We start from the raw sequence: 5,167 nt of genomic DNA on the forward strand, positions 1-5,167 counted from the left end.
CCATTGCCCGGTTCCAGGCGATCACCTTCACTTCTATGTCGATGACAATAGTAGCATCATGGAGGAAATCAATAAAATTGGCTAGTCTTAACTCGGACTCCCGTATCGCCTATTCAGAATGCTTTCGCTCTGAAATATCAAGGACGATTCCACGAAATCCAATGATAAGTCCATTTTTTTTAATCGGTGATGAATAGATAACCACCGGGATGATGGATCCATCGTGTCGATAGGCACGGTACTCATGCGGAGCAGATTCTCCAGATCCGTGAAGCTGTGCCATATAAGTAATAGCAAGGGGTCTGTCATCAGGGATAATCAGATCCAGAACATTTAGATCAGATAACGGAGAATCAGGAGGATAATGAAAAGTCAGAAAACCCTGTCGGTTTACATACGTAATTGTTCCTTTCAGATCACATTCGTATACAATAAGGGGGAGCAGATCGGCGAGTTCGCGATATCGCTGTTCACTTTCCCGGATCTTCTCCTGGTTTGAGATCATCTCTTCCAGGTAGGAACGCCGTTCATCCTCTGATGCTTTGAGTTCTTCACAAGCAGCAGTCAGTTCAAAATTTCTCTGTGATAGTTCTTCTTCGGCAAGGAGTCGATCGGTTATATCCCTGATAACCATATGAATGCAGATGGCGCCTTCGAGGTAGATACGGTTCAATCCAATTTCAGCGTAAAAAGTAACAGGGTCACCTCGTTTAAACTTCCAATTAACAAGTCCCGGGGTCCCAGATACAACTTCCGAAGAAACATATTGCCATAATGCCTTGGATGCCGTGCCATCTGGCTGCATTTCAGGAGATAACTCATAGATTGTCCGACCCTTTAGTTCTCCTTTCCGTAGATCAAATAGTACACCCGCCTGGGTATTACCGTCAATCACCCGGGCTTCCCTGATGATGAGAATCCCATCTCTTGATGAGTCAAAGAGAAGCCGGTACTTCTCCTCACTTTCCCGTAGTGCAAGTTCTGCACGCTGATTATGGACCGCGGTCCTGATCTTATGAACCAGCTCTGCAAACAAAGTCTGCGGGTCACCGGTTTTTTGAAGATAGAAGGTGGCACCATTGTTGATGGCTTCCACCACTACCTCTTCACGCCCCTTTCCGGTAAAGAGAATAAATGGAATATGCGGTGATGATATCCTGACTGCTTTCAGCAGTTCTATCCCATTCATACCGGGCATATAGTAATCAGATACAATAACATCACAGCAGTTTTGTGAGAGCAGGGTGAACACTTCAGGTCCGTTACCTGAAGTGAGCACGTGCAGGGAGCTGGTCTTCTCCATAAATTTCTTAAAAAAGACCGCTGCATCAGAGTCATCATCAACGTACAATACGGTGATATCAGGAGAAAGGGATGAAGGTGGTACCTCCCCATTACTGTTTATGTTGGGAGAATCAGAATCCGGCGGAAAATTACCATCTTTTGGCATACCTTCATCTACCGATAGTATGAGTGATTGAGCAACAGATGATAAGAACTTACGGGATCCTGTTCAGTCACTCATCTAAAGTGCACAGGTAGAATGCTTCTGAAAGTATCCAGAAAAAAAGATTAATGCGAGGCAAGACGCTTGCCAAGCTGGAATGCTCCGTCCATTGCAGTATTATTCTTCTCGATATCCTTGGGAGCATCAAGCCCTCCGGCAATGATCGGATCAGATACCGGAATCTGGAAAAATGACATCGCAAAGGAGAATGTGTCAGCAATTCCGGTGAATGCCTTGACATTATCATCTCCCTGGGTAAGGACGACAGCAGCTTTTTTCCCGGGAGAGAGTCGGGGTTTATAGTCCGCATCAATAAGAGCATACAGGCGATCCACAAACTGCTTCATCTGTCCGGTCATCTGCGCAAAATAGACAGGAGTTCCAAAGATCAGCACATCTGCTTCACGAATCTTGGAATACAGAGCCTGCATATCATCATCAATTCTACAAGTCTCATGGGATTTGCAATATTTGCATCCTTTACAACCGCTGATCTCAAGAGAGGGAATATGCACCACTTCAACAGATGCTCCCGCCTCTTTTGCACCGGCAATAACCTGTCCAACGAGTGTTGCAGTATTTCCCCCGGACCGGGGACTTCCGACAAATCCCAAAACCTTCATATTCAGGATATCATCTGCATGGCAGATATATTATTGTGGATACTCTGGCCAATATACTTGCAGATATGATCCTGATCCGGAGACCAACCATCGGTGAGGCACACGAAGAGGTTGTCAGAATAATTGCTGAACGATGTGAAGGGACTACCAGGATGACTGAAGATGGAGAGGTCACCTATGATCCTGAAGAACCAATCTGTATCCATATCGAATCACCGTTCAGCAGTCCGATGAAATCAAGTGCATCGCTGTTCGGGGATCGGTTTTCAGACCAATATCAGTCGTCACTCTATACTATCACCAGACGAAAAAATGATGGTACTGATGCAACGTATACCTACGGGAACCGACTCCGAGATTATCCGGTTGCATCACTGGCAATGAATGCCCCGGATCGCTCATTCATTAAGAAAGGACTGGATGGTCTGATGAAACGATGCGGATATGTTCCAGCCAAATCAGCAGGAACAATAGAATATTCCGGTGACGGGAATCTCGGGGGTATCGATCAGATTCAGACTAGTATTATAGACAGGCTCATTGAGAATCCAAGCAGTCGCCGTGCAGTTGCAATAACATGGTCACCATTCTTTGATATCACCCGTGATGAACCACCCTGCCTGCAGATCGTCCAGTGTGTAATCGACAAGTCAGACCATCTAAACCTGATCTGCCTCTTCAGGAGTAATGACATGCTTTCTGCGTGGGGCCAGAACGCATACGGACTTGCCCATATGCAGAAGTTCATCCTTGATTCGATCAATGATTCACGGCAGAAGAGGAAAAAAAACCTGCTTACCCAGGGATGGATCGAAACCATCAGTATCTCTGCCCATATGTATATCACCCGTGATCAACTCGAACTAATGAAATTTTTAAAGAAAGAACAGACAAAAGAATCGTTCAAGTCATTTCATAAGACCTGACCTTTACACTGCACCAGCTTAAAAGCATCCTTTTCCAGGTAATCAACCTCATATGGAAGGCAGGATAGTATGAGATGGTGAAACATCTGGATGCTCTCCTGTCCGACTGCGTCAATGGATATCGTCTTACTCCTGATGAAGCCACTTCTCTTTTAAAGGCCAGAGGGCGTGACATCTTCCGGATTGCAGGGGCAGCAGATGAAAAGCGTGAGATAATTGCAGGGGACATCATCACGTTTGTCCGCAACCAGAATCTAAATACGACCAATATCTGTATCAATCGATGTGGATTTTGCGGATTCTCACGAAGGAAAAGTGATCCCGATGCCTACCTTCTTTCAAAGCAGGAACTGATAGACCAGCTACACCGGGCAACAGAGCGTAACGTCACTGAGATCTGCAGTGTCAGCGGGCTCCATCCTGATTATACTCTTGATTCATACCTGGAGATCTTTAAAATCATTAGAAATGAGGCTCAGAAAATCCATATTCATGCCAGCAATCCGATGGAGGTTGCATATGCGGGAAGAAAAAGCCTGTACTCCTCACATGAGGTACTGACTGCGTTTAAAGAGGCAGGGGTTGATACCATCTGCGGGACCGCTGCTGAGATCCTTGCTGACCCGGTCAGGTCTATCATCTGTCCGGAGAAAATCTCAACAGATGAGTGGATCCGAATCATCAGGGAGGCGCATGGAATCGGTATCAAATCCACCGCTACTATTATGTACGGTCACTGCGAGAGTGATGAGGACCGTGCGCAGCATCTCTCGATCATCCGTGATATCCAGGACGAGACCGGTGGATTCACCGAGTTCGTTCCTCTCTCTTTTGTTCATCAGAAGACCCCGATTTACCAGATGGGCATTGCTCGGCCGGGAGCTACCGGCAGAGAGGATATGCTGATGACTGCGGTGTCCCGGTTGTTCCTGGATAATTTTCGAAACATTCAGGTATCCTGGGTAAAATACGGGATGAAGATGGCACAGATCGGACTCATGTCCGGGGCTAATGATCTTGGGGGAACACTCTACGAAGAGAGTATATCCCGGGAAGCAGGAGCAGTAACTGGCACATATCTGGATCCTGGAGAGATGGATAATATCGTATCAGATATCGGGAGAACCCTTCGAGAACGTCACACCGATTATTCCTTGTTATGACTGATCATCTGTCAATTTTAGATAGCCGGATCGCTCCGAACTATAATACAATGCTCCGATCCATTGAGGAGAAGACCGGCCCAATCTCTGATGCAATCAAAGCGCTACTCATCACCGATGGATCGGTAACCCGGTTATTAGAATGCTATAATGAAGCACCGATCTCGATCAGGACCGTTACCCAGCAGGTGATCCCTGCTGAAGATGATATAGCCGAAGAGATGCAGATCAAGACCGGTGATCCGGTCAATTACCGGGTTGTGGAGATCTGCGATCAGGAGATGGATATACCGCTGGTGCATGCGGTCTCATACTGCCCGGTAGAACGTTTGCCAGAACATGCCAGAAAAAGCCTGATGCAGGCAGACATCCCGATAGGGCATATTCTCAGGGATGAAAAAATCGAGTCACGCAGGGAGATCACCAGCATCAGGACTATTTCAGGCTCTGATGCCCTGCCATCCCTTCCGGTATCGGTGGCATCAGGACGGGTATTTGCAAGGCGGTACCGCATCATCCATCAGAACCGGCCACTCTTCAGGATCGATGAGTTTGTTCCAGACCACCTTTTCTCAGGGACCAGGCGGGTAACCATCCGGACTCCTTCACGGATTCATCTAGGCCTGATTGATATGAACGGATCCCTTGGTAGGGTGGATGGGGGAGTCGGTATCACGCTTGACCGGCCGGGCTATGTCATTACCGCAGAGCCTGCCCTCGAAACCCGGGTACTAACCGACGATGAAGAACTGAAATCCCGGACTCTCAGTATCATTGCAAATCTCGTAGAGCAGCAGGGATTTGATCCTGATGTGGCAATCAGGATCAGCGAGGTTATCCCTCCTCACAGCGGGCTTGGAAGCGGAACTCAACTCGCCCTTGCGGTTGCCTCAGCCATGTCACTGATCTCAGGAAGATCACCGGAGGATCTGGCAACGGTCACCGGAA

5 protein-coding genes are annotated in these 5,167 nt (G+C 47.4%); 3 read left to right on the forward strand and 2 right to left on the reverse strand.

Features of this window, described 5'->3' with window-relative positions; genetic code table 11:
• Positions 1-109: 109 nt before the first annotated feature.
• Together LUQ50_RS01915 and LUQ50_RS01920 are read right to left on the reverse strand one after the other, a co-directional pair.
• Positions 110-1,450: a PAS domain S-box protein gene (locus tag LUQ50_RS01915; protein ID WP_300035359.1), complete on the reverse strand. Its 1,341-nt coding sequence runs from the start codon at positions 1,448-1,450 to the stop codon at positions 110-112.
• Positions 1,451-1,572: 122 nt separating this feature from the next.
• Positions 1,573-2,130, reverse strand: coding sequence for a flavodoxin family protein (locus LUQ50_RS01920; protein ID WP_300035362.1), 558 nt, complete (start codon positions 2,128-2,130; stop codon positions 1,573-1,575).
• A gap of 35 nt (positions 2,131-2,165) precedes the next feature.
• On the opposite strand from LUQ50_RS01920, the gene LUQ50_RS01925 reads away from it, so the two are divergent.
• The 3 genes from LUQ50_RS01925 to LUQ50_RS01935 all read left to right on the forward strand — a co-directional run.
• The gene (locus tag LUQ50_RS01925) at positions 2,166-3,056 is read left to right on the forward strand and encodes a thymidylate synthase (protein ID WP_300035365.1); all 891 of its coding nucleotides are present in this window, start codon (positions 2,166-2,168) and stop codon (positions 3,054-3,056) included.
• Positions 3,057-3,130: 74 nt separating this feature from the next.
• The gene (cofH, locus tag LUQ50_RS01930) at positions 3,131-4,219 is read left to right on the forward strand and encodes a 5-amino-6-(D-ribitylamino)uracil--L-tyrosine 4-hydroxyphenyl transferase CofH (protein ID WP_300035368.1); all 1,089 of its coding nucleotides are present in this window, start codon (positions 3,131-3,133) and stop codon (positions 4,217-4,219) included.
• A partial coding sequence (locus LUQ50_RS01935) for a chorismate pyruvate-lyase family protein (protein WP_300035371.1) occupies positions 4,216-5,167 on the forward strand: 952 nt, incomplete at its 3' end. The genes cofH and LUQ50_RS01935, both read left to right, overlap by 4 nt.

Source organism: Methanospirillum sp. (genome assembly GCF_028679455.1).
In the GTDB taxonomy this organism is placed as follows: Archaea; Halobacteriota; Methanomicrobia; order Methanomicrobiales; family Methanospirillaceae; genus Methanospirillum.